19 protein-coding genes are annotated in these 23,268 nt (G+C 59.5%); 5 read left to right on the plus strand and 14 right to left on the minus strand.

What is annotated here, in order from left to right:
* The 3 genes from VGL70_22660 to VGL70_22670 all read left to right on the plus strand — a co-directional run.
* Positions 1–511 (plus strand): hypothetical protein (locus tag VGL70_22660; GenBank protein ID HEY3306331.1); only part of this gene is annotated, 511 nt, incomplete at its 5' end.
* 247 nt (positions 512–758) lie between these two features.
* Positions 759–2,270 (plus strand): hypothetical protein, encoded by a 1,512-nt coding sequence (locus VGL70_22665; GenBank protein HEY3306332.1) that lies wholly within the window; start codon positions 759–761, stop codon positions 2,268–2,270.
* Between the two features lie 139 nt (positions 2,271–2,409).
* Entirely contained in the window at positions 2,410–3,420 is a 1,011-nt protein-coding gene (locus tag VGL70_22670) for a thioredoxin domain-containing protein (protein ID HEY3306333.1), read from the plus strand.
* Positions 3,421–3,484: 64 nt separating this feature from the next.
* Here the strand turns inward: VGL70_22670 and nth are convergent, their stop codons facing one another.
* Together nth and VGL70_22680 are read right to left on the minus strand one after the other, a co-directional pair.
* Positions 3,485–4,141 (minus strand): endonuclease III, encoded by a 657-nt coding sequence (gene nth / locus VGL70_22675; protein HEY3306334.1) that lies wholly within the window; start codon positions 4,139–4,141, stop codon positions 3,485–3,487.
* 264 nt (positions 4,142–4,405) lie between these two features.
* Complete coding sequence (locus VGL70_22680; GenBank protein HEY3306335.1) at positions 4,406–5,896, minus strand: ATP-binding protein; 1,491 nt, start codon at positions 5,894–5,896, stop codon at positions 4,406–4,408.
* 270 nt (positions 5,897–6,166) lie between these two features.
* Here VGL70_22680 and VGL70_22685 point away from each other — a divergent pair, with 270 nt between their 5' ends.
* Positions 6,167–6,748, plus strand: a complete 582-nt coding sequence (locus VGL70_22685) for a CoA pyrophosphatase (GenBank protein ID HEY3306336.1) — start codon at positions 6,167–6,169, stop codon at positions 6,746–6,748.
* Positions 6,749–6,874: 126 nt separating this feature from the next.
* On the opposite strand, the gene VGL70_22690 is transcribed toward VGL70_22685, so the two are convergent.
* From VGL70_22690 to VGL70_22715, 6 genes are all read right to left on the minus strand, one after another.
* Positions 6,875–8,335 (minus strand): UbiD family decarboxylase, encoded by a 1,461-nt coding sequence (locus VGL70_22690; GenBank protein HEY3306337.1) that lies wholly within the window; start codon positions 8,333–8,335, stop codon positions 6,875–6,877.
* Between the two features lie 95 nt (positions 8,336–8,430).
* Positions 8,431–9,540, minus strand: a complete 1,110-nt coding sequence (locus VGL70_22695) for an extracellular solute-binding protein (protein HEY3306338.1) — start codon at positions 9,538–9,540, stop codon at positions 8,431–8,433.
* Positions 9,541–9,560: 20 nt separating this feature from the next.
* Positions 9,561–10,976: a UbiD family decarboxylase gene (locus VGL70_22700; GenBank protein HEY3306339.1), complete on the minus strand. Its 1,416-nt coding sequence runs from the start codon at positions 10,974–10,976 to the stop codon at positions 9,561–9,563.
* Between the two features lie 68 nt (positions 10,977–11,044).
* Positions 11,045–12,154, minus strand: coding sequence for a cupin domain-containing protein (locus VGL70_22705; protein ID HEY3306340.1), 1,110 nt, complete (start codon positions 12,152–12,154; stop codon positions 11,045–11,047).
* Positions 12,155–12,165: 11 nt separating this feature from the next.
* Positions 12,166–13,743: a UbiD family decarboxylase gene (locus tag VGL70_22710; GenBank protein ID HEY3306341.1), complete on the minus strand. Its 1,578-nt coding sequence runs from the start codon at positions 13,741–13,743 to the stop codon at positions 12,166–12,168.
* Between the two features lie 8 nt (positions 13,744–13,751).
* Positions 13,752–14,864: an extracellular solute-binding protein gene (locus VGL70_22715; protein HEY3306342.1), complete on the minus strand. Its 1,113-nt coding sequence runs from the start codon at positions 14,862–14,864 to the stop codon at positions 13,752–13,754.
* A 165-nt stretch (positions 14,865–15,029) separates the two neighbouring features.
* Between VGL70_22715 and lnt the strand changes: the two genes are divergently transcribed.
* Positions 15,030–16,583 (plus strand): apolipoprotein N-acyltransferase, encoded by a 1,554-nt coding sequence (gene lnt, locus VGL70_22720; protein ID HEY3306343.1) that lies wholly within the window; start codon positions 15,030–15,032, stop codon positions 16,581–16,583.
* A 6-nt stretch (positions 16,584–16,589) separates the two neighbouring features.
* Here the strand turns inward: lnt and VGL70_22725 are convergent, their stop codons facing one another.
* The 6 genes from VGL70_22725 to VGL70_22750 all read right to left on the minus strand — a co-directional run bounded on the left by VGL70_22725 (position 16,590) and on the right by VGL70_22750 (position 23,129).
* Positions 16,590–17,078 (minus strand): hypothetical protein, encoded by a 489-nt coding sequence (locus VGL70_22725; GenBank protein HEY3306344.1) that lies wholly within the window; start codon positions 17,076–17,078, stop codon positions 16,590–16,592.
* Between the two features lie 8 nt (positions 17,079–17,086).
* A complete protein-coding gene (locus VGL70_22730) occupies positions 17,087–18,307 on the minus strand; it encodes a M24 family metallopeptidase (protein HEY3306345.1) in 1,221 nt (406 codons plus the stop codon).
* A gap of 20 nt (positions 18,308–18,327) precedes the next feature.
* On the minus strand, positions 18,328–19,416 hold the full coding sequence (locus tag VGL70_22735; GenBank protein ID HEY3306346.1) for an ABC transporter ATP-binding protein: 1,089 nt from the start codon (positions 19,414–19,416) through the stop codon (positions 18,328–18,330).
* A complete protein-coding gene (locus VGL70_22740) occupies positions 19,413–21,134 on the minus strand; it encodes an iron ABC transporter permease (GenBank protein HEY3306347.1) in 1,722 nt (573 codons plus the stop codon). The genes VGL70_22735 and VGL70_22740 overlap by 4 nt, the downstream gene beginning before the upstream one ends.
* On the minus strand, positions 21,134–22,312 hold the full coding sequence (locus tag VGL70_22745) for an extracellular solute-binding protein (GenBank protein HEY3306348.1): 1,179 nt from the start codon (positions 22,310–22,312) through the stop codon (positions 21,134–21,136). Before VGL70_22745 ends, VGL70_22740 begins: the two co-directional genes overlap by 1 nt.
* A 166-nt stretch (positions 22,313–22,478) precedes the next feature.
* Entirely contained in the window at positions 22,479–23,129 is a 651-nt protein-coding gene (locus VGL70_22750) for a flavin reductase family protein (GenBank protein HEY3306349.1), read from the minus strand.
* Positions 23,130–23,268: the final 139 nt, after the last annotated feature.

Below are 23,268 nucleotides of genomic sequence, written 5' to 3' on the forward strand. Positions count from 1 at the left end.
TTCCACTACTTGTGGAGGTGATACTGGAGTCGATTGCCCCCGGGACCTCGAATGTAGTGCGTTTGGAAAGCAAGCGCGAAACCCGAACAAGTTCGAAAATGAATTGCTATGTTCGCTAACTAACGTAACCCTTGGCGTTCGATGCGTAAACAATGGCGGTGGTAGCGAGACCGCATCCTTCAAATCAGCTCACCTTACCAGCGGAATAATTAGCGAGACCGATTTTATCACAAATGTTGACGCTAAGGGAAAGTGGACGGCGGCGGTAACTATTTTTGGGGCGGATTTATACGAGTTGGCGGCTACCCTTACGGATGCTAACGGTGACCCGGTTTTTACCGACGCGTTGTGTCCAAATGAGCAAAACTGGACAATTAACTTTAGTACCGCTACGATTCTTCAGGCGGACGTGACTGAACAAACATTCCTCGACGGCGTTCCGCAGAACACGCTCAACTTGGGGACTTGTGTCCTCACCGATTTTATTTCGGGCACTTATTCTTGTCAGTAAACCCGCTTGTGGGGGGAAAGGTATTGAGACTTTTCCCCCCACCCCTCTTCTTGCCGTTTCTCGGGCAACGGGAATTTCCCCGTCGCCCGGAAGGCGCGCAAACGTGATGCGATGAGCTGACCGACCAAGGTCGGCCACCAAAGCTTCAGGAACGAAGGGTGAAACGGTCAACAGAAATTCCGTACCAGGGCTTTGTGTCTCGGATCGGAAAAGGCGTCGATGACAGGAAAAGAGGGGGGGATTAGTCATGAAAACAATTACCGGAAGAATACTCGGGCCGATTCTAGCGGTTTGGATGTTGTTGATTGCTGGAGCACCCGCGTGGGCGGCGCCGTCCATTTCGTTGAATAACTTATCGATCTCGCAGTCCAGCCCGTTCAACAGCATCCGGGCGGTCTGCTCGCCGGAGACCGACATAACGGTGTCCGTCGATATCGTACCGACCTACGACGCGGCCGGCACCTGCCTGAACCTTGGCGGCGGTACCAAAAGAACGGCTACCGGAGGTGGGGCGCTCTCTGCGCTGACCGCGAGTGATGGCACCAACTCGTGCACGCTAATACTTGCAAGCGGCGACACTTACACGTGCAGCCTTCCGGTAAGCCCGGAGGGAGGGCCTTACACGGTCACTGTGAATGCGACCGCAACGGACGGGAATACCGCTACCTCTTGCACTGGAGCGTCGCAATCTCCCGCGAAGACGTCCAATACGTCGACCAAATACGTCACCGACAAGGAAGCGCCGACCGCGAGGGTGGCGTCGTACAGCCCCAACCCCGGTCCAAATCCAATTCCGCAGATCACCGCTGGCAGTTCAATCGCGTTAAACGTCAAACTCAAGGACGGTTCGTCGGGGACTCCGTACTCATTTGACCTGGAAGCCTATAACGCCACCGACACCATCGGCCCGGCCACGTTGAGCGGTTTTTCTTTCGGAGGGCCGAATGGACCGAACGACGACGGAAAAGATCCGAACGAGAACTCCAGGGACCTCGCCCTGCAAACCGCTTGCACGACCCCGCCGGGAATCTATACCATGAAATTGGAGACCAACACGGAGGATCTCTGCGGCAATCCCTTTGCAACAATCGTGATGGACCCCGCGGGAACTAGTGGCCCTGGCGGCAACAATAATCCGTCGGGCACTTTCGAAGTTCTTTCACCGGTTGAGCTAAGTACCGTTACACATATCATTGGACCGCTGCCGCCAAATGGAGATTACGGTTTCGAGCAGTGCTTTACCACCAAAGGCAACCCCAAGAAAATCATCGTCAATCCCGGCAGCGCTCACATCGCAGCCGTGGTCAACGCAACGGTGCCCGACACTTGTGAGACGGCCGTCATCACCAATCCGACCGTCAAGCTGATCCTTCCTACTGACTTCAGTTTTTATTTGACGGGAGGCTCGCCGGCCGCGCATGTTTTCGTCGGCGAAGCTGCTGCCTTCGACTTCCACGATCCGGAAGCTGATGGGCTCGTTGAGGTAACCGATGCGGCGCTGATCAGCGGGCAGTTCACGCAAACGATCACCGTCGATCTGTCGAACGTCGATGTCGGTTTTGGACCGGGGCAGATTCCGACGAGCGATACGATCTACGTTCGCGCACACACCCGCTATACCGGCTCTGATCCAACACCCCACGGACAGTTTGTATTTCTTACCGAGGCCGGCGTCGGCGGCGTCATGACCGCTTCAGATACGGAAAACCTTCATGCGAACCCTGGTGGCGGTTGCTCTCCTGATGGCCTGCTGTTATAGCCAGCAGGTGTAGATTAGTTACGCTCTTTGAACGGCAGGGCGGATTATCCGCTCTGCCGTTCTTGCTTACGGACTCGAATCCGATATGTAGGCGTCGGTGCCTAAAAGACAATAGACGAGTAAGAGAGGGTTACCTCCCATGAAGGTTCTACGGACCGTACTGTTCCTAGCAGGAGTCGGGTTCCCCTTCACGGCCCATGCGCTCGACGAACCGCTTGCCGTAATCGACGGCGTGGCGATCAGCTCAGAAGAGGTCGAAAAAGGGCTCGCGGGACAATTGAGCAAGCTCGAAGAGCAAATCTACAATCTGAAGCGCCAGAAACTCGACGCGCTGATCAATGAGAAGCTTTTGGAAAAGGAAGCGGCGAAACGCAAGCTTACGGTGCCGGCGCTGCTTGATGCAGAGGTGACTTCAAAAGTCGGCCTGGTCACCGAGCAGGAGATCGAAAACTTTTATCAGGAGAATAAAGCGCAGGTCAAAGGAGAGCAGGCAGAGGTCCGAGAGAAGATCCGAACTTACCTGCAAAACCAAAAGCTCACGGCCAAGCGCGAAGAATTTCTCAGGTCGCTGCGCGGGCAAGCGAAGGTGGTGGTAAATCTCAAGGCGCCGCCGGTCCAGCGCCTCGAAATTTCCGCCCAAGGAGCGCCTTTCAAGGGTGGCGAAAAGGCGCCGGTGACTATCGTCGAGTTCACAGATTTTCATTGCCCGTTTTGCAAACGGGCCCTCGCCACCCTTGCCGAGATCGAGTCCAAGTATAGTGATAAGGTAAAAATAGTCTTTCGCGATTTTCCGATCGATCAACTCCATCCGCGGGCGCGAAGCGGTCATGAGGCGGCCCGCTGTGCCGACGAACAGGGCAAGTTCTGGGCCTATCACGACAAGCTCTTTGACAACGCGCCCAAGACCAGCCTGGAAGATCTCAAGGGCTACGCCAAGCAAGTCGAGATGGATGTGCCGGCGTTTGAAAAATGCGTCGCCAGCGGCAAGTACAAAGCTGCCGTGCAGAACGATATCGACGAAGGAGCCCGCCTCGGCGTGACCGGCACGCCCGCTTTTTTCATCAATGGCCGCTTGGTCTCCGGGGCGCAGCCGTTTGAGAGCTTCGCCCGCGTCATCGACGACGAGCTGGCGCGCGGGCCGGCCCGATGACTGCCATCGGCCATCGATTCTCAACGAGCCAAGCGGCTACTGTCTGGAAACGGTAGCGTGGGATTTATCGGCTGAGCGTGACTCCGATCCGCGCACAATGCTTTCTTACCGGGCACCGGCTGCAGAGCGGCGAGATGGGGCGGCAGAGGTGTTGGCCGAAGGTGACGAGCAGGTCGTTGTATTCGAGCCAGTATTGCTTCGGCAGCTTGGCCCTCAAGGCGAATTCCGTCTCTTTGGGATTTTTTGTTCGGACGTAACCCCAGCGATTGGAGATGCGGTGCACGTGGGTGTCGACGCAGATGCCGGGCTTGCGATAGCCGAGCGTGACGACCAGGTTGGCGGTCTTGCGCCCGACCCCTTTTAGCTTCAGCAGCTCGTCGATCTCATCCGGCACTCTGCCGGAATATTCTTTGATCAGCGTGCGGCAGATATCGCGAATGACCTTGGCCTTGGTGTGATAAAATCCCACGGGAAAAATCGCTTTTTCGATTTTCTGAACCGACAGGCGGGACATCGTCTCCGGCGTGTCCGCCAAGGCGAAGAGCCGCCGGCTCGCCTGCGCAGTGGTGGTGTCCTGCGTGCGCAGGCTCAAAATGCAGGAGATCAAGACCTGGAACGGGCTTTCAGAATTTTCCGCTACCAGCGTGACGATCGGGGTTTGCCACTTCGGCACTTCTCGCCTGAGGATGCGGATCGCGCTGTGAATTTCCCGGTCGTTCATCGGATTTTAGGTCAATGTTTTTTACTCACCGCAGAGACGCAAGAGATCGCATGGTTCGACCCTTCGGCTTCGCTCAGGGCAGGCTCCCTCGACCGCGCCTTTAGTCCCGAGCTTGTCGAGGGATCACCACGAGCGGAATTCCTTCATAGCCGCGCATCCTGAGCTTAGTCGAAGGGCGCGTTCTCCGTGCGTCTCTGGTGAATGGATTTCAGTTTAGATTGACGGGAACATAGCAAATTTCAGCGGAAGGGAACAGAAGGAGAGTTATACAGCTTGTGCTAAGCCGAGCGACTCCACCTGACCGGCCTCTACGACAGGAAGCTCGACCGTGAACGTCGAGCCCACGCCGATCGTACTGGTGACGTAAAGAGCGCCGCCGTGGCCCTCGACGAAAGCCTTCACCAGCGCCAATCCCAACCCTGTTCCCTTGGCGTGCGCCTTGGAGGCGTTGGCGGCCTGGTAAAATTTGGTGAACAGCTTCGGCAGCTCCTCCGTATCGATGCCGATGCCGGAGTCTTTCACGGCCACGTAAATCTTCCGGTCGAAACAGAAGACGGCCACTGCGACCGATCCGCCCTGCTCGGTGTATTTGATCGCGTTGCTCAAGAGATTGCCGAAGACCTGCGAAAGTTTCTCGCCGTCGGCGAACGTCTGTGGGGCCGGCTCGGACATGAGTTTTATTGCGATATCCTTGCGGGAGGCGAGGGCGCGGGCGTCCTCGATCGCTCGGGCGACGAGCGCGACCAGATCAGTCGGCGCGCGTCGGTATTCCATCATTCCGGCCTCGACCTTGGCCAGATCTAAAAATTGATCGGTGAAGCTCATGAGCTTCTCGGCGTTCCCTCCGATCAGGTCAAGCATCTCGAGCTGCTTGCCGTTGATGCCTCCCACTTCCTGCTCGGCCAGAAGATTGCGGGCAAAGAAGATGATCTGCAGAGGGTTGCGCAGCTCGTGGACGATCTGGTGCATCAAGTCGGCCTTCGCTTCGTTGACTCTTTTCAGCTTCGCGCTCATGTCGTTGATAGACTCGGCGAGCAGCGCGGTTTCGTCGTGCGAGTGGACGCGGATCGGGTCGAAATGGCCCTGCCCGATCTGCAGGGTCGCCCGGACCAGAGTGCCGATGGGGCGCGTAATCGTGCGCGCGATCATCCACGCGGCCGCCGACGCCGCCAGGATCGTCAGCAGAGTCAGCGCTGCCGCAACCAGCTGGGCGCGCTGTGTGGATTGCACGAACGTCGCCATTGAACTATCGATCGAGATTTGACTGTTCCGGATGAGACCCGCCAACCAGCGGTCGATGGAGTCGACCCGTTCGCTGCGCGCGGCGTTCTCGATGATGCCCGCCGAACCGGCGCCGGCCGTCGCCGGCTTCCCCGGTTCCGGGATAGATCGGGAGAGCCAATGATGTTTCTCGGCCACTTGATGCAGCGCGTTTCCACGCTCCGCTTCGGTTCGTATCAGGGTGCCCAGCAATTGCTGGAATTCCCGGCTCGCCTCCTGGAAGAGATCGTAGTAGACCGGGTCGCGGGTAATGACGTATTTTCGCGCGTGGCTTTCCTCGTCGTCCAACAGAGCGCGCATGCGCTTGGCGATATCGACCGTTTTCACCTCCATGTTGAGGGTTGATTGAGCCTCGTTCGAAAGAGCCTGGACCTCAAAGAGCATGTAGAGGTGGCCCGCGATCATGATGCAGATCACGGCCGCAAAGCCGATGACCATCTTGCCGTGGATTGTCAGTTTTACACGCCGCGCCATAGAAGGCAGGTTCGGGTGATCACCTGAAAATAGAGTGATACATTGATATTTTTAAAGCAAGCGATGTGCCACCAGAAATTACCGTAAAAAGATAAGAAATAATGCTCGCCTTTACAAAATAGTTCGTATGGAAAAAATCCGGGTGACCAAAAAAAGCTAGAAGATAATCCACACCGGTGACAAATATTGTTGCCGTCGAGCGATCGATATGGATTTTTCGAGCCGTGTTTTATAAAGTTGAGGAGAGGCTTTCTGATCCGTAAGAACCTTATGTCGGTAAATAAAATCATCGCGGCGCTTAACTCGCGCGCGCCGCAAACGCTTGGGGTCGCCGGGTTCAAGCTCGCCGCGGTTCTTGTTCCGATTCAGCAAAAACCGGACGGCGATCATCTGGTGCTGACGCAGAGAGCGGAGCTGCTCAACTCCCATGGAGGACAGATAGCGTTTCCCGGAGGTAGGATCGATCCGTGCGATTCGGGTCCCTTGGCGGCGGCGCTGCGCGAGAGCGAGGAAGAGATCGGACTGAAACCTGTCGATGTGCGCGTGTTGGGAGAGCTGGACCAGGTTACCGCGGCTTCGGATTACCTGATTACTCCTTTCGTGGGCGTCGTTCCCCACCCTTATGACTTCCGCTTGAACGAGGCCGAAGCCAGAGCGGTCTTTTCGGTTCCGATCTCCGCTCTTTTGCAAACCGGCTGCTTTAAGGTTGAGCCGCGCTTGTCCCCGCCGGACCGGCCCTATCCGATTTACCACTTTTACTGCCAGGGATGGGACATCTGGGGAGCGACTGCACGGATTATCCTACAGCTACTGGAACTTGCCTACGGATTCAAAGAAGGCGATAGGCTGTAGGCGGTAGGGAATAGCGGTTGCCGTTGAATGCTGGTGAAGCCAGCCGGTCGGCGATATCACTAACGTATTGCGGGTCGGAAAGTGGGTGCGGCTTACGTATCAAGGATGGACAATGGGACAAACAGTTCATAACCCATATTCTTTCCACCGACGCTTGAGCGTCTCCGCCATCTTCGGCGAGATCGACGTCCCCAGCGGCGGGTAGCGCACGCCGCCGTACTGCTCCTGCGGTTCCAGCTCCCAGTTGATCGTGGCGTCGATCAGGACGCGCGTCCATTTGCCGTGGCCGTATTTCACCGCGTCGCGTTCTTCGATCGGCACGCTCGGATCGAGCATCGACCCCGATGTGCCGGGAAAAAACGAGATGTCCCCCATACCCGCGTTCACGCGGAAGGCCAGCGCCCACTCGATCGCCTCCCAATCGAAGATGTCGATGTCCTCGTCGACGACGATCAAATGCTTCGCGGTGTAGTTGGAAATGTGCGAGCCCCAGAGCGCGCTCGCTACCTGCTGCGCGTGGCCGCGGTGGGTTTTGCGGATCTGGACGCGCATCACCTCCGGCCATTTGCCTCTCCAGACGCCCGTCACGTTGGCCACGCCGGCCTGATCCAGATAGTGCCAAGCGATCGCCGAGTAAGCGGCCGGCGTCCAGGTCGTTCCCTCGTTGGTCCGGCCGGGGCTCGATCCGGTGAGGCAGCCGGTGAAGATCGGGTCGTCGCGGTGGGTGATGCACTCGACGCGAATCGTGTGCTTCGGCGATTTTTTTCCGCCGTAATAGCCGGGATACTCGCTGAACGGTCCTTCCGGCTCGAAACTTTTCGGATCGGGGGAGACGCGCCCCTCAATTACAATTTCTGCATTGGCTGGCACGAATAATTGGCTGGTCTCGCATTTGACCAGCTCAACGGGCGCGCCGCTCAAAGAGCCGGCCATTTCATACTCCGTATGGCTCACCGGCGTCGAGGCGGCGATGAAAAGCGTCGGCTCCTGGCCCAACGCCACGGCGACCGGCATCTCTTCGCCGCGCTTTTTATACTTCGTGAAATGCTCGCCCCATCCCTGAGTCGTCGCGAGCAGCGCGCTGATGGTTTTTTTCGTCGCGATCATGCCGCGATACGTGCCGGCGTTGTGCCGGCCGGTGTCCGGATCCATCGTGACCACGCTCGCCGAGGTCATGATGTAGCGGCCGCCGTCGAGCGGATTCCACTTCGGCACCGGAAACTGGTAGAGATCGATCGCGTCGCCTGTGACGATATTTTCTTTCACCGGCCCGGTCGCGACTTTGACTGGCGTTACCGGACGGGAAAATCTTTCTTTTAAGATCGGAACGATCTCCCGGTAACTGGTTTCTTCGGCGACGCCGATCAAGCGGCAGAGCCGCTCTCGCGTGCCGGTTCCGTTGGTAAAGAGCCGCCGGCAAAGCGTGCTCCGATGGTCCTTGATGTTCTCGAAAAAGAGTGCGGGACCGTATCGGCTGGAGACCTCTCGCGTGATCGCGCCGATCTCTTCGTCCCAATCGACTTGGGCCTTGACGCGCGCAAGCTCGCCCCTTTCTTCAAGGCTCCCGATCCAGGCGCGTAAATCCATGTAGCCCATCCGTTATTCTTAGGTCCTTGTAGGGGCAGGCCTCCGTGCCTGCCCGATTATCGGGCGACCACAGGGGATCGCCCCTACAAATATTTTCACTCCAGAAGCTTCTTCGCGATCTCGGCGCCCGGCTCGCGCACCTTGTAGATCCTATCCTCCGATTGGTTTTCCATCCGGTAATACTGCTCCAGCGTCAGGCCGTCTTTCGCGGCAAGGATGCCGAACTCTTTCATCCATTTCGTCTCGACGTCGAGCCGGCGCGTCGCCTCGCCCATCGCCCGGGTAAAAATCTCCTGCCCTTCTTTGCTGAGAAGCCAGTTGGCGAAAACCTTGGTCGCGTTGGGGTGAGGGCCGTTTTTGAGAACCACCAGGCTGCCGTATCCCGCGGTCGCGTAGAGGCCCTCCTTGGGAATGGGCAAGGTCCTGATGGGGAGGCCGGCCTTGATGAACGGAGCGAACTCCGTGTAGCCGATGCCGAGCGTGTGGCTCGTGCGCCCCTTCACCAGGCTTTCGGCCAAGAGTCTCAAGTCGCGGCCGAGGAATAATTTCTGCGCGGCGAGTTTTTTTAAGTACTCTTCGCCTTTGACCTGGAGCAAGAACGACCAGATCGACGCGCCGGAGCCTGGAATGCGCGGGTCGCTGAAGCCGATTTTCCCTTGCCACTTCGGGTCGAGGTAGTCGTCGAAGGAGCGGATCTCCTCGGCTTTGACGAGGTCCGAGTTATAGCTCAAGGTCTGGCTCTGATAGGCGGCAAACGAATAGATCCAGCGCTTGGCGTTGTCGATCCAGATGTGCCCGCCCCACCACTGCTTCGGGTCTTTGACTTCCGGCAGGATGAAATAAGGTTCGATCGGCTCGAGGATATTTTCCGGCAAAAGCCCGCGCACCGTGGACTCGGTGCCGCCGAAGTGGAGATCGAAGTAACGAATGCCCGCCCTGGCCTCGCTGACGATCCGTGTAATGACTGCGGCCCCTCTGCCGGGGACGCTTTCCAGCGTGATGCCGTAGCGCTTGGTAAAGGCTTCTTCCAATCCTTTTCTCAGCTCGGCGCTCGGCGGTATCGAGGCAACGACCCGCCCCTCTTTCTTGGCCGCCTCAAGAACTTTTTCCCACTCGGCACCGGGCTTGTTTATCTGCGCCGACGCGGTCGCGACGAGGAGAAAAAGACCTGCGACGATGGAAACACAAAACGGGTTTGCTCTCATGCTCGCTCCTTCCGGTCGAGTCACTTTTTTATCGCGTGGCCGTATTTCGCCAAAACCTTTTCCTTGAGCTCTTTGCTCGCGCCGGAGACCGGCGGAAAATCTTTCATCCACTCGAACGGGCGGCAGGCGTCGATGATGGCGCGCGAGCTGAAGCCCTTCTCCGCGCGCGGGATGATCGGGTCGAGCGGTCCGCTCCAGCAGCGGCGCACGATGTCGATCGATTTTTCCGGATCGACGCGCGTGCAGATCGCCCAGAGAACGTCGTTGATGTCGGAGACGTCGATGTCGTCGTCGACGACGACGGTATAGCGGCTCAAGTACGCGCCGGTCTGGCACTGGCCGGCGATGATCGCCGCCTGCTTGGCGTGGCCGGGATAGCGCTGCTTGATCGCAATCGCCGTGAAAAAGCGGTTCTGGTGGCAGGCGACGCCGCGCACGTCCGGCACGCCCGCCTTGTCGAGAGAATCCCAGATGAACGCCGCGCGGAGCAGCGCGGGGCAACTGTCGGCGCCGGCCTGCGGGCGAAACGGCGGCGCGCCGGTGATAATCGGATTATCGCGGTGCATGAAAGACTTGATTTTCAACACCGGCTCTTTTCGCTCGCCGCTGGCGTAGTAGCCGGTCCACTCGCCGAACGGGCCTTCTTCTTTCAGCTCGTCGGGCAAGACTTCGCCTTCGATCGCGATCTCCGCCGCCGCCGGAATCGGCAGGCCGGTGAACTCGCCGCGGATCACGTCGATTGGCGCGCCTTTGACGCCGCCGGCGTAATCCAGCTCCTGCGACCCCCAGGGGAGGGCGCGCGCCGCGAGGAGGAAAAGCAACGGGTCCTCGCCGAAGGCGATTGCGACTTTGAGCGGCTTGCCGCGGTCGAAATTTTTTTGCCGGTGAATTCGCGCGTGCTTTCCCGGCGAGATGTAAAGCGCGAGCCGGTCGCGGTCGTGGACCATGACGCGGTAGACGCCCATGTTGATCCAGCCTTCGTCCGGATCCTGCGTGATCACGACGTGTGCCGTGCCGATGTAGCGCCCGCCGTCGCGGTCGTGCCAGCGCGGCACCGGGAGCTTCAAGACGTCGATCTTGTTTCCGGTGAAGACGTTTTCCATCACCGGACCGCGATCGACGGTGCGCGGCGGAATCAGAGTCGGATTATTCAAGCGTTCCTTCCACGCGGCGATGAAGCCGTCGCGGGTGATGTCGGTCGGCAGGTTGGTCGTCAGCGCCGCGCGCTTGAGCGACTCGATCATGCCGACGAGAACGCGGTAGCCGGCGGGATAGTCTTTGATGCGGTCGAAGAGCAGCGCGGAGCAGGATGTCCCGCGGCCCGCGACTTCCGTCAGCGCGCCGATCTCCAAGTCCCAGTCGACGCCGTCCAGGCGCGTGAGCTCGCCCATCTTGTCGACTTCCGCGATCCACTCGCGCAAATCCGTGTAGCTCATGTTCTCTCCTTGTCTACTTCCGTTCCAGAAACTAACCGTTTTAACTTTTTCGAGTCTCCTATTGCCTTCTACGAACCGCGGTAGGCGAGCGGCGGCATCTCCATCGCGACACCGGTCTTTTTCAGCGCCGTTTCATAATCGCGTCGGATCTCGGGATCTTCGTCTTCGTATTCGAGCAGCGTCCCGCCTTCACGCGTGTTGGTGCGCACGCCCTCGCGGTTGAGCGCCTTGCCGATGCCGAGAAGGTATTTCCCGGATTGCCCGCTATAGCGGAACGCGAGCTGCCGCGCCTTTTCGCTTCCCGTGTTGAAGTGCTGGTGGAACCAACCCGTCGGCGGGCTCACGACGCTGCCTTCGCGCCAATCGACTTTGACGACCTGATTTTTGCGTTTTGCCAGATAGGGCCGCTCGCCCGCTTCCTGCGGCCACATGAGCGTGTAACCCTCCGAACGCAGGATCAACAGGACCGCCCCGCCCTGGTGGAAGTGCGCCTTGTGGTAGCGGCCGACGGGCCATTCGGCGATGTGGCCCACCAGCGTGCTCCCGCCCATGTCGAAAGAGGTGATGCGCACGCCGGCGCCCTTTGCTTCCGACGGATCGACGAGCGCGCTGCGCGCGTCGGCGATGAAGTTGGTTTCCCAGGAGACGAAGCCGCCGCGCTCTTCCCGCTTGTCGGTGGTGAAGAAATAATCCGCCCGGCCGTCGAATCTCTGATCGAATATGTAATCGCAGCCGAAGATAAAATTCGTATCGTGCAGCAGGTCCATCATCATCGGCGCGCTGGTGGCGGAGAGAAAAAGCGCGGGCCGGGCGCTGCCGTTGTAGAGCCTGTGCCAGCAATTGAGCGGAACCGCGAACAGGCTCCCCTGCTGCCATTCGAAGTGGAGCTTCGTTTTTCCATTGTCGCTCCATACTTCCGTCGAGCCGTTGCCCTGAAGGACGTAGATCAGCTCTTCGTAGAGATGTTTTTCCGGATTGAGCGCTCCCGCCGGCGGGATCTCGCCCACGTACATCCCGGTGAAACCTTCCATGCCTCTCAACTGGATGAACCCGCCTTTGCCGCCCGTGCGCGCCCACGGTTTCCTCGGCAGCTCGCCCACGTCTTCCACCCCATGGGCTTCGACGATAGGAATGCCTTCTTGTTTCATCCAGGCTTCGTAGCTTGTCTCGCGATTCATAATTTTTTCTCTCACTTCGTTGGTTTTTCGTCGCCGAGGTATTCTCCGCGAGCCACCGCTTCGGCCTGCGCATCGTCTTCAGCGGTCCACATGCCGAGCGGGTAACCGTACCAGGGAGTTTTTAGTTTGAGCTCCGGCAACCCTTCCTGTTTCCAGATCTCCAACGCTCGTTCCATAAAGCGCCGCTTGGGCAGACCGACGGGAGGGTAGGGCCCTTTACGGGTCGCATCGATCAGCATTCCGGAGCACCCTGCGGGGGGCGGGAAGCCGCGGTCCTCCGGTTTTGTCATCAAAGAATGAGCCGAAGGATCGAGCAGCGGCACCCGGCCGGTAGTGATCTGGACGTCCCGATGAGGCTGCATCGCGAAGCTCATCGCCCACATGACCATGTCGGGATCTTTGGGGTCGATGTCCTCATCGACGGCGATGATGACCTTATTGGTCGTGCCCATGCTGGCCGCGGCGTGGAGCGCCTGCTGGGGCTTGCTCGGGTGAGTCTTGCGCATGCGAATCACCCACCAGTTCCAGCCGCCGCCCATCTCGGGACAGCTCACCTCCAACACCTCGGGGATGCCGCAACTGTATTTGAGATAGCTATCCAGCATCATCTCGCGGCAGGTGCGCGAGATGCCGTTCGACTCGCTGGGCGGCAGTCCGACCAAGATCGCCGGAAAAATCGCGCCGCGTCTGCAAGTGATCGCCTTGACTTTGACCACCTGCTTGCTCGCGTGCTCGGCCATCAAATAGCCGGGATAGTCGCTGAAAGCCTTCTCCCGAGCGGTCGTTTCCGTCGAGAGCTCGCCTTCGATTACGATTTCTGCCTCCGCGGGCACCTCCAAAGGAATCGTCTTACAGCGCACCAGCTCGACGGGGCGGTTTCGGATTGCGCCGGCGACCGAGAGCTCGTCGATGCCATAGGGGATATTCGCCGCGGCGACGTAGGCGATGTCGGGCAGAGTGCCCAAGCACACGGCGACCGGCAAAGCTTCCCTCCGCCGGCGCGCGACCGGAAAATGATAAAGCATGGCGTCGTGGATGCGCGCGATTCCCGCCAGAAAGCGGTCCGGACCGTAAAAATGGCCGCTGTACATACCGACGTTGCGCATGCCGGTCTCCGCGTCTTTGGTGATGAACGGCGCGGTCACGCGGATGGCGCCGCTGAAGCCCGGCTCCTCTACCGGCGCGGGCAGCATGGTCAAGCCGATCTTTTCTATTTCTTCGCCGGTGTGTACTTCCTCCTGAATTGGGCCGCGCTCCACCACCACGGGCGCGATCGGGTGCGTCACCGCGTGGTTCCACTTCTCATAGATCTCTTGAGGATCTTCGCAACCCATGCCCAGCCCGATGATGCTGCGCGATGAGCCGTACATGCCGCTCACGACCTTCATATCGTAGCGATGGTCCTTGGAGTCCGTGACATTCTCGAAGAGAAATGCCTGGCGGGATTCGTCGGCAAGGCCACGGTACTGAAGGCGCATAAGCGGCATCAGCTCGGTATCTTTGTTGACCGGCTGCGACCAGCGGCGGAGCTTACCGCGCTTTTCAAGTTCCGCGAGGAAAGCGCGCAGATCAGAAAAGTAGGTCGGCATAAAAGATCTTAGTCCAGTAGCTTGGTGGCGAACTTCACGGCCGGCTCGCGGACTTTCTCCAGCTTGTCCTCGGACTGGTTTTCCGCCTGTAGATAATCCTTGACCGTGAGTTGGTCCTTCGCCGCTATGACGCCGTGCTCTTTGAGCCACTTGGTGTCGACATCGATCCGCCGCGTCGCCTGACCCAGGGCCTTGGTCGTCAGCTCCTGACCTTCTTTGCCGAGCAGCCAGTTGACGAATACTTTGGCCGCGTACGGGTGCGGCGGATTTTTGATGATGGTTAAATTGCCGCTGCCGCCGGTGCCGTAGGTTCCTTCTTTCAGAGGGGGAACGGGTTTGACCGGCAGTCCGGCTTGGACGAAGGGCAACAGCGAATAGTAGGTAAGGCCGAGCACGATAGCGAGTTTTCCTTTGGCGAGACTTTCTCCCAGCACTCGCTGGTCGCGTCCGATGACAAGGTTCTGAGCCGCCAATTTCTTGAGATAGTCTTCGCCTTTTACCTGCCAGATGTAAGCCCAGTTGGAGTCGCCGGCGCCCGGCGTGCGCGGGTCGAGCGTGCCGATCTTGCCGCGCCACTTCGGATTGAGCATGTCGTCGTACGAGCGGATTTCTTCCGTCTTCACCAGCTCCTCGTTGCGCCACATGCTTTCGGTCAGGTAGGCCTGAAACGAGTAAATATAGCGCTGCGCCCGGTCCACCCACATGTGGCCGCCCCACCAGTTCTTCGGATCTTTAACCTCCGGCAAAATGAAATAGGGCTCGATCGGCTCCAAAATCCCGACGTCCAACAGCCCGCTCACGGCAGAGTTGGAGCCGCCGATGTGGATATCGAAATGGCGCACCCCGGCTTTGTGCTCGCTGGCAATTCTGGAAACGATCGCGGTGCCGCGGCTGGGGACGAGCTCGAGATCGATGGCCGAGTAGCGCTTTTTGAACGCCTCTTCGGTGAGCTTTCTCAGCTCCGCGCTCGCCGGAATCGAGACGACGACTTTGCCTTCTTTCTTCGCCAGGTCGAGCGTCTTTTCCCACTCGGCTTTCGGGTTCGCGCCTTGCGCGGAGGCCGATCCCTGAAACACGAGTAGCAGCGATGCGGCCATCAATATTCCGCGGCATGTTCTCATCGGATCCTCCGTACGACTCCAGTATGGTTGATGATTCGAAGTTTTATATATCAACGATCTTGCTGTCAACACTTCCACGGCGAAAATCGAGATAGGTTTCACTCTCCGACAATCATATGTTAGCTTTTGATCTTGCCGCGCGTCATGAACCTGTCGGAGACACCATTGATCAGCGCAACACGAGACCGAAACCGGGGGAGCAGTGTCTGGCTGCCGTTTGTGACCGCCGCCTCAAGCGGAGTCTTACTGGCGGCGGCGTTTCTGCATCCGGGCTTTTTCCCGCTGACTTGGATTTCCCTGGTTCCGCTGTTGTGGTTGACGCAAAGAGTCGGAAGCCCGCGCCGCGCGTTTCTCCTCGCGTGGCTCGCCGGCGCGCTGGCGCACCTGCTGGGCTTTTACTGGATCGAATACACGGCGAGGGTCTTCGGCGGCTTCCCTCACGGTCTCAGCGAAATTATTCTCCTGGGTTTTTCCATTCTTGCCGGCCTCCCGATCGCGCTCTTCGGTCTTCTGACGCGAGTATCCGGGTCGGGTCCGCTGCGGCTCTTTCCCGCACTGCTCTGGGTGGCCATCGAGTTTTTATGGCCGCAACTTTTCCCCTGGCACCTGGCGAACAGCCAATCGAGCTTTCTCACCCTTATCCAGTCGGCGGACGTGGTCGGCCTTTACGGCGTGAGCTTTCTGCTCGTTTGGTTCAACTCGGTGGCTTACGCGGCGTTCTTTTCGCCCGCGCGTAGTTTCCGAAGCTCGATGGCCGGCGCCGCCGTTCTCCTCGTCGTGTTGACTGGAGATTTCGTCTACGGCCGTCTCCGATTGAACGACGTAGCATCGTCCATGCGCGCGGCCCGCACGCTCGATATCGCGGCGATTCAGGGAAGCATCGATATCGGTTACAAGTGGAACGTTGCCTACCTCGAAAGCAATCTTAAAACTTATTTGGATCTTACCCGGAAGACGCCGAACGCGATGCTTTACTTATGGCCGGAAAGCACGATCGAGACGTGGGTGCCGGACGATATGGAACGGCTTCCGCCGGAAATGGTACCATCGCTGCCGGCAGGCAGCTCGCTGATCTTCGGCGCGATAAGTTTCAGCGGCGTTCCGAACACGCCCGGCATGAAGGCGTTCAACAGCGCTTTTGTTATAGACTCGGAAGGCAGGGTCCACGGGGGCTATCACAAACAGGTGCTGCTCGCCTTCGGCGAATACATTCCGTTCGCGCCGATTCTCTCGAAGGTTCCCGGCATGCCGCCGATCGGAGAAGGATTTTCGCGCGGTCTCGGGCCGGTGACGCTCGAGCTATCCGGCGGCATCAAAGTCGCGCCGCTCATTTGCTACGAGGACATCATGCCCGAGCTGGCGCGGAGATTTGTGCGCGAGAAGGGCGCCAACCTGCTGGTGAATCTTACCAACGACGCCTGGTTCGGCGACACCGTCGCGCCGTGGGCGCACGCGCGCCTCGCCGAGTGGCGCGCGATCGAGACTCGCCGCAACCTCGTCCGCGTCACCAACACCGGCGTCACGACGGTCATCAATCCCAAAGGCGAGATGCTCGATTCATTGCCGCTCTTTACGCCCGCGGTGCTGACCGCCAAGGTCGAGATTATGGAAGGCGAGACTCTTTACGTGCGCTACGGTGATTGGTTCGCGTGGTTGATGGTGGCGGGAGCTATTTTTATCGTGCTGAGAGCCTGGAAACTGGGCCGGCCGGCGCGTTAGTTCATTCTATATTTCCCGATTTTTTCTTCTCCGATGCATTTGTGCAAATAAAGCATAGAAGGAAGCGACCGTGCGTTCTTCGATCTGAGGGTGACCTTGTTCACCCTGATAAACAATGGTTACGGTTTTGTCGCTTTTCTGGACTTGCAGTAAGCGTGCCCCTTTCCCGTCGAGATACGCTCCCACGGTGCGGAGAAAAGTCGAGAGCTTGTGAAAGTCTGGGACCTTATCGGGCGCCCTGCGCCTTGCCCTCCCTTGGTATTCCAGCTTCGCGATGTCGATCACCGTATAGCGTTTTTGAAAGGGGCCCTGGCGCCTGAGACGCCGTCCTTGCCATTTCGCCAGCAAAGCCTGGAGCGCGGCGACCTTGGCCGCGTCTCCGCTCACAATATAGTTCTCACCCGAGGGTTTGACGTCGACGACTTTGAATTCCTGGCTTTCGAGGGCCTGGCCGATAGCCCGAAGCGTACGCTCATATGCCGTGCGTTGATTCATCGGCGTTGTCAGCCGCGGGAAACGGCCAGATCGTGCGGCCTCTTGCCGAGTCTCCGCCCTCCGGCGGGCGTGACGACGACGGTGTCGCCCCAGGTGCAGATGGACTTGCCGTCGGCGGTGATCGCGGAAGGCTTGCAGATGAAAACCATATTCTCGCGCAGCGCGACGCCGAGCTGCTTCGGGCTCCGCGCGTGCGAGGTGATGATCGGGCCGTCGTCGCCGGCGCCGCGCCCGTGCATCGTCAGCTCGGCGTTCGCGTTGGCCGCTGGCCCGGACTTCGGCGCGGCATCGACCCCCGCTTTTCGCGTCAGCTCGGCCAGCTCTCCAACCGTGACGCCCGGCTTCAAGCTTTCGCGGACGCGATTGAAGACCTCGCGCTGAATCTTGATCAGCTCCACGTGCACCGGGTCCGCTGCTTCCACGAAGACCGGCTGCACGCCCTGCGAGCGGTAGCCGACCCAGGAGGCTTCGATCTCGTTGATGATGAGATCGCCCGCTTCCAGTAGACGCATGCTCGGCCGCGTGAGCGTGCGCACGGGATTTTTTCCCGACACCCAGTTGCAATGGACCGGCATCTCCGAGCCGTTCATCATCAGCGCCGATTGCGTCGCCGCCCACACGTCCCAATCTTTGGCGCCCGGACGCGCCGCCTTGATCTCCGCCTGGTAAGCCAGCTCGATGATCTCCATCGATTTCGTGAGAACTTCGATCTCCTCCGGGCTTTTCACGTAGCGGACGTCCGCCAATATAGATGTCGCGTCGACCAATTCCGCATGCGGAAAAGCCTCGCGGATCTGCTTCCACGTGCCGTAGAGGATCGTTCCTTCCGGCGTGCGCGTGCCTTCAATATCGCCGAGACCCGTGATGCCGATGCGGCCGCGCTCGACTTTCAGCTCTTTCAATCTCTCCACGATCACGCGGCCGTAATTCCGCCGCGCTTCGCGCACGTCTTTCGTCCACTCCTGCACGTTCGGCCAGCGCGGGGCGGCCGAGGTCGCGATCGCCGTGACTTCTCCTTCCAGCGGGAAGACGCCGGCGATGTCCGAGTCGCCGCCGCCGCCGACGTGCGTGAGATAGCGCGTGTTGGCCTGATAGTCCATCGAGTGGCCGGTGTTCTGCGGCGTGACGATGACGTCGATTTTTTCCCGGCGCATAGCCTCGCGCACGGCCCGCCAGCGCCGGTCCCGCTCGGCGAGCGAAAAACGGGGGTAGGGATATAGCTCAGGCATGACGCTCAGTGGTTCCCCCTTCAAGCGCGGACGGCGCGGCAACTTGCGGCCGGCATGCGAAGCCGCACGGTGTTGCCGCGCGCGACCGGCGAGGACGGATGGAGCTTCAACCGGATCAACTTGGTCCCGACCGCCACCTGGCATTCCAGCGCGTCGCCCATAAAAACGATCGTCTCGATTTTTCCCTCGAGAATATTTTCGTTGTGCGCCGGCCCGTCGGCGTTCAAGTTCACGTCCTCCGGACGGATCACGACCACAACGGCTTCCCCCGCGGTGATTCCCTCGGGAAGAACGCATTTCAGCGTGCCGCTGGGAGTCTCGACTTCGCCGGGCTGGCCGGCTTTCGTCACGCGCCCTTCGAGAAAGTTGCTGAGGCCGATGAAATTCGCCACGAACCGGTCCTGGGGCGCGCCGTAGATCTCCAGCGGCGTGCCTCGTTGGACGATGCGCCCGCCGTCCATCACGGCGATCACGTCCGACATCGTCAGCGCTTCCAATTGGTCGTGCGTCACGTAAAGCGTCGTGATCGCGAGGCGCTTCACCAGCTCGCGCATTTCGATCCGGGTCTCTTCGCGAAGCTTGGCGTCGAGATTGCTGAGCGGCTCGTCGAGCAAGAGGACGCGCGGCTCTTTGACCAGCGCGCGCGCCAGCGCCAGGCGCTGCTGCTGCCCGCCGGAGAGAAACGGCGCCGGGCGGTCCTCCAGTCCGTCGAGCTGGACCATCGCCAGCGCCTTACGCACGCGGGTCCGCATCTCGTCGCCGGACAATCTTTGCCGCATCTCGCGCAGCGGGAAAGCTACGTTCTCGAACACGTTCATGTGCGGCCAGATGGCGTAGGACTGGAAAACCATGCCGATGTCTCTTTTATAAGGAGGGATCGAGATCTTCTTCCGGCTGGAAAACACGAGCTGATCGCCGACGGTTATCTCTCCCTGCTGCGGCGTCTCCAGTCCGGCGACCGAGCGCAAGGTCGTGGTCTTGCCGCAGCCGCTGGGGCCGAGCAGGGTGAAGAACTGCCCCGGCTTGACGTCGAGATCGATGCCTTGCACGGCGTGGACCTCGCCTCGCTCCGTATGATAGCGGACGTGAAGATTCTCGATGCGAATCATGCTTCCACCACCTGCACCGATTGTCGGCGGAAGCCGAACACGCGAACCGCCACCGTGAGCAGCAAGAGCACGATCATCAGGAGAGTGCCGATGGCCGCGACCGCCGGCACGTAGCCCTCGTCCCACATGTTCCAGATGAGGATCGCGAGGACTTGATTCTTCGGGCCTTCGTAAAGCATCAGCGGCATGCCGGCGATGCGCACGGCGTGGAGCACCACCCAGATCCAGACTCCGACCAACGTCGGCATCATCAGCGGCACGAAGATGCGCCACATCGTGCGCCACGGCGGCGCGCCGCTCACGTAAGCCGCCTCTTCAAGCTCTTTGTGTATTTGCAGCAGCGCGGCGTTCATCGAGCGCGTGCCGTAGGCGAGAAAGCTGATCGTAAAGCCGATCGAGATGGCCCAGATGGTGCCGTAGAGCGGCAGAAAATCCACTTTGAGAAAGAGCCAAAAGAAGGCGATGCCCATCACGATGCCGGGAATCGCGTGCGGCACGAAGGCGAGCTGGTCGAGGAGCCTTCGCCCCCAGAACCGGCTGCGGACGATGACGAGCGAAACCAAAAAGGACAGCGCCACCGTGGCGGTCGCCGTGGCGGCGACCATCAACACGGTATTTTTCAGCGCCGAGCCGACCTCGCCGTATTCCGCGAGCAGGCGGTAATTTTTGAGCGTCATGACGCTCAGGGCCTTCCAGGACGGCGCCTGAAGATAAGGCAGAAACGAAGTGTAGAGAAAAACCAGAAACGGGAGCGCGATCGAGAAAAATAAAAAAAGCAGCGCGATGCCGAGCGCCGGGATTTTCCATTTTCCGAGATCGAGCTGGCGCGGCCGGTAGCCTTTCCCGGTGATGATCGTGTAGCGCTCCGCCCGGCTGATCATGCGCGCATAAAGAGAAGTCGTCACGACCGCGATCACGAGGTAAACCATGGCGAGCGCGTTGGCCTGGCCGTAGACCGGCATAAACGTCGCCGTGCGCACGATGGCGTAAATCTTGGTGCTGAAGACGTAGATCCCGGCGGGCAGGCCGAGGATTCCGGGAATCTCAAAAACCTCCAGCGCGGTCATCGCCTGGTAGATCATCACGGCGACCAGCGCCGGGGCGAGGAGCCGCAAGGTGACTTTCCGGAGCGTCGAGATCGGCCGCGCGCCCGACACCGCCGCCGCCTCCTCCAGCGCCGGGTCCATGCTGCGCATGAGCGGCACGAGCATGAGAAAGGCCGTCGGCACGAGCCTCAGGCCCTCGATAAAGATCATGCCGCCGAGCGAATAGACGTCGATCACCGGCGCGTCCGGGCCGAAGATATCTTTGAGTAGCTGATTGATGAAGCCGATGCGCGGGCTGAGAAGCAGAACCCACGCCATCGCCTGCAGCATGCCGGGCACGGCGAGGGTCATCGGCACGCCGGCGTAGATAAAAATCTTCCCCGGCACGTTGGTGCGCTCCACCAGCCACGCCAGAGAAACCGCCAGGACGATTCCCACCGCAGCGCTGCCCGCGACGTAGATCACCGTGTTGGTGAACAGCTCGTAGGTTCCGGGGTCCGAGTAAACCTTCAGGTAATTCACCAGACCCATCGCGTCGAGAGAAAAATCTCCCGGCAGCCTTGCCGTGCTGAAGCTCCCCAGGATGAGAAAAGCGAGGGGCGCCAGCACGAGAAACAGAACGAGTAGAAAAATTCCGTGCTGCCAGAGATGGTGCCGGAGAGTATCGCCCATTATGTTTTGCCGCGCCTTCTTCCTCCGCTCTTGAGCCAAAGCTCGTCCCAGACCTCGAGCAGCTTCGGCTGGATATTTAGTTCTGACGCGGGGTCTCTAAAGGCCAACTGCTTGCCGAGGATCTGGTCGGCGAACGGAAGCAGCTCTTTACGCTGCAAGTCCTTGTGCACAGGCGGGGCGTAATCGGCGACGTACTGCGCGATCTGCCCCTCTTTGCTGAGGAACCAGTTGACGAACAGGCGCGCCGCGTTGATGTTCGGCGAACCCTTGAGGATCGCCATCTCGGAGACGGCGCCGGGAACGGGATCGGGGCACGTATAGCTCACCGGCGCGCCGTCCAGGACCTTTTGGTGCGTGCGGTACTCCGCCGAGGGAATGCTGGCGTAAAATTCGCCCGCGGCCAAAAGTTCCAGCATGGCGTTCATGCCTTCGCGGCGAAGTTGAGGCTTGACCTCGGTGAAAAGCTTGGTGAGGTAATCTTTGATCCAATTCTCGCCCTTGGCGTCCCAGAGCTGCAGCGCCCAGAGCTGCGGCCGGTTGCCCAGCGCGAGGTTGCCGTTGCGCCATTTCGGATTGGTGAGAAAATCCTCCCATTTTTTGGGCACGTCCGCCTTGCTGACTTGCTTGGTGTTGTAGGCCATGCACCAGTAGCGCATGTGCATCCCCACCCAAAAGCCCTCCGGGTCGAAGGTTCCGGTAGGGTTGTTTTTCAAATTGGGAATATTCCTGAGATTCTCCACGGCGTTGACCTCGCGGTACATGAATAAGCTGCCGCCGAGGCCGGTCAAAATGTCCGTCACGATCTTTTTATTTTTATAGGCGACGAGCGTCCGGATCGCGCGGTCCTCGTGGCTCGCGCGGTTATATTCGATCGCGATATACGGGTAGCGTTCCTTGAAAGCGCGGAAGAGCTGCTCCGCCTGCGGCGGATCGAAGGTCGAAAAGATGCGCAGGTGGCCTTCTTTCTTGGCGCCGTCGAGCCACGCCTGCGGGACTTTGAGCTCACGGTCGATGTCCGATAGGATCGAGGCGTCGAGCTTGAGCTTTTTAAGATCTTCCTGCGTCGCCTTCGGCAGCGGCGGCGCGGACGCGGCAAACGCCGTGGCCGGCGCCACGATAAAAAGGATAAAAGACGCCGATAATAGAAAAGCCGCCGGATGGATTTTGCTCCAGGTCATCTTTGATTTCTCCTTTCCACCATTTCCTATGACGGAAATGGAGCGGAAGCCATCGATGGTTTCGTTGCAGAGCGCCGCAAGTCTTGTTCCGTCAAGATTAACGGCCTCGTGAAATCCACAGCGAGGCTATGAAGATAACGCGTCTCTGTCAAGAGGGCACCTGCGGTCATTTTGGGTCCTTTGTTTTTGCGTTCCGGAGATACTGCTTGAGCAGCGGCGAGTCGTAGTCGGCGCGCTCGATCTTGCTTATGTGAGTGTAGAATTTTCCCATCGACTTGCCGCTCGGGTCGTACTTCGTCCCCATGTAAAGCAGCGGGTTTGAGTCTTGGCGAAACAGCTCGCCTTCCATGGCCCCTTTGCGCACGTGCGACGCCAGCACGTCGCCGACGAACAGATCCAGCTCTTCGCCGAAGGGGATGACTTGCGATAAGCGGTACTCGACGTTGCCGATCGCCTCGCCGATAAGCGGAACGGAGACTTTGGACGGTTTCAGCGGCGTGAGGCCGGTGGCCTTCCACTTGTCCACGTCGTGTCCCGAGATGTAGCCGGCGAAGACGACGACGTCCATCATCTTGTCGGTCGGAGCGCTCATGACGAACTCGCCGCGCTCCAAAATCAACTTATAGGTGAGCGTTCTTTTCAGAATGGCCACCACCATGCGCGAAGGCTCGCCGCCCATGGGAGCGAACCACATCGCGGTTAAAAAGTTGAGCCGGTCGCCGGCGCCCCGGCTGACCACCAGCGCGGGGATCCGCACGGAAAAAGGTTTGTTGCCGTGCTCGGCCGGCTCGAACATCTCTGGATCTTTCCACTCCATCTAGTGTAGTGTCTCTGAATTAATGGAACTTACCCTTCGTCTAAATTTCAGGGGGAAAGTTTCATGCGAATAGCACAAGCGATTGAGCTGAGTGAAATCGAATTCAAGACGTTGAGGAGTTGTTCTCGCGGGCGCCGCA

Source organism: Candidatus Binatia bacterium, assembly GCA_036504975.1.
In the GTDB taxonomy this organism is placed as follows: domain Bacteria; phylum Desulfobacterota; class Binatia; order UBA9968; family UBA9968; genus JAJPJQ01.

Excerpts from the sequence above, each read along its gene's own strand:
- VGL70_22665 (HEY3306332.1), top strand. The coding sequence starts at position 759 with ATGAAAACAATTACCGGAAGAATACTCGGGCCGATTCTAGCGGTTTGG.
- nth (HEY3306334.1), bottom strand. The coding sequence starts at position 4,141 with ATGAACGACCGGGAAATTCACAGCGCGATCCGCATCCTCAGGCGAGAA.
- VGL70_22725 (HEY3306344.1), bottom strand. The coding sequence starts at position 17,078 with ATGAATCAACGCACGGCATATGAGCGTACGCTTCGGGCTATCGGCCAG.
- VGL70_22745 (HEY3306348.1), bottom strand. The coding sequence starts at position 22,312 with ATGACCTGGAGCAAAATCCATCCGGCGGCTTTTCTATTATCGGCGTCT.
- VGL70_22710 (HEY3306341.1), bottom strand. The coding sequence starts at position 13,743 with ATGCCGACCTACTTTTCTGATCTGCGCGCTTTCCTCGCGGAACTTGAA.
- VGL70_22750 (HEY3306349.1), bottom strand. The coding sequence starts at position 23,129 with ATGGAGTGGAAAGATCCAGAGATGTTCGAGCCGGCCGAGCACGGCAAC.
- VGL70_22680 (HEY3306335.1), bottom strand. The coding sequence starts at position 5,896 with ATGGCGCGGCGTGTAAAACTGACAATCCACGGCAAGATGGTCATCGGC.
- VGL70_22670 (HEY3306333.1), top strand. The coding sequence starts at position 2,410 with ATGAAGGTTCTACGGACCGTACTGTTCCTAGCAGGAGTCGGGTTCCCC.
- VGL70_22690 (HEY3306337.1), bottom strand. The coding sequence starts at position 8,335 with ATGGATTTACGCGCCTGGATCGGGAGCCTTGAAGAAAGGGGCGAGCTT.
- VGL70_22735 (HEY3306346.1), bottom strand. The coding sequence starts at position 19,416 with ATGATTCGCATCGAGAATCTTCACGTCCGCTATCATACGGAGCGAGGC.
- VGL70_22740 (HEY3306347.1), bottom strand. The coding sequence starts at position 21,134 with ATGGGCGATACTCTCCGGCACCATCTCTGGCAGCACGGAATTTTTCTA.
- VGL70_22715 (HEY3306342.1), bottom strand. The coding sequence starts at position 14,864 with ATGAGAACATGCCGCGGAATATTGATGGCCGCATCGCTGCTACTCGTG.
- VGL70_22700 (HEY3306339.1), bottom strand. The coding sequence starts at position 10,976 with ATGAGCTACACGGATTTGCGCGAGTGGATCGCGGAAGTCGACAAGATG.
- VGL70_22730 (HEY3306345.1), bottom strand. The coding sequence starts at position 18,307 with ATGCCTGAGCTATATCCCTACCCCCGTTTTTCGCTCGCCGAGCGGGAC.
- VGL70_22695 (HEY3306338.1), bottom strand. The coding sequence starts at position 9,540 with ATGAGAGCAAACCCGTTTTGTGTTTCCATCGTCGCAGGTCTTTTTCTC.
- VGL70_22705 (HEY3306340.1), bottom strand. The coding sequence starts at position 12,154 with ATGAATCGCGAGACAAGCTACGAAGCCTGGATGAAACAAGAAGGCATT.
- VGL70_22685 (HEY3306336.1), top strand. The coding sequence starts at position 6,167 with ATGTCGGTAAATAAAATCATCGCGGCGCTTAACTCGCGCGCGCCGCAA.